The organism is Desulfotomaculum copahuensis (genome assembly GCF_001655685.1).
GTDB lineage: Bacteria > Bacillota > Desulfotomaculia > Desulfotomaculales > Desulfovirgulaceae > Desulfotomaculum_G > Desulfotomaculum_G copahuensis.
This window is the reverse complement of record NZ_LYVF01000121.1, coordinates 1-852: the sequence shown is the minus strand read 5'-3', so window position 1 is coordinate 852 and position 852 is coordinate 1. Positions and strand designations below refer to the sequence as shown.

At 39.3% G+C, this 852-nt stretch carries 1 protein-coding gene; it reads left to right on the top strand.

Features of this window, described 5'->3' with window-relative positions; translation table 11 throughout:
- Window positions 1-68 precede the first annotated feature (68 nt).
- Window positions 69-852: glycoside hydrolase family 130 protein (locus A6M21_RS07875; RefSeq protein WP_066667588.1), on the top strand; the 784-nt coding region annotated here is incomplete at its 3' end.

The following is an 852-nucleotide window of genomic DNA, read 5'->3' as shown; positions in this document are numbered from 1 at the left end:
GGAGCCGTGGAAGTGCCCTTATCACAATGGCAGGATGTGCATTGAGATTATAGAGAGGGTGAAAAATAATGAAGTTTCAGGATAGATATGAAATAGAATTGCGAAAGTATGAAGACCTGATAAACAGGAAGAATGAGAAAACAGAAGACTACAACGGCATATTTGACAGGTACAAATATCCTGTATTGACGAGGGAACATACACCGCTATTTTGGAGGTACGACCTTGACGAAAGGACTAATCCTTATTTTATGGAAAGGCTTGGTGTGAATGCCGTATTTAATCCTGGCGCGATAGAATTAGATGGAAAATTTTATCTTATTGCTCGTGTTGAAGGGTACGATAGGAAATCGTTTTTTGCTGTTGCAGAAAGTGATAGCGGCGTAGACGGGTTTAAATTTTGGGATTACCCTGTAGAATTTGACGATTTATACCATGAAGAAACGAATGTATACGATATGAGGCTTACAAAACATGAAGATGGATGGATTTATGGCGTATTCTGCTCTGAAAGCAAAGATCCAAATGCCCTTCCAGGTGACTTATCATCTGCTATTGCCAGTGCAGGAATAGTTCGCACAAAAGATCTTAAAAAATGGGAAAGGCTTCCTAATCTTAAGACGAAATCACCACAGCAGAGGAATGTAGTGTTGCATCCTGAGTTTGTAAATGGGAAATACGCATTTTACACAAGACCTCAAGATGATTTTATAGAAGCTGGAAGTGGCAGTGGAATTTGTTTTGGTTTGTGCGACGACATAGAAAATCCAGTGATAGACGAAGAAAAACTTGTAAGCCCAAGAGTTTATCATACTATTACAGAAGTGAAAAATGGTGCGGGATGTGTTCCTA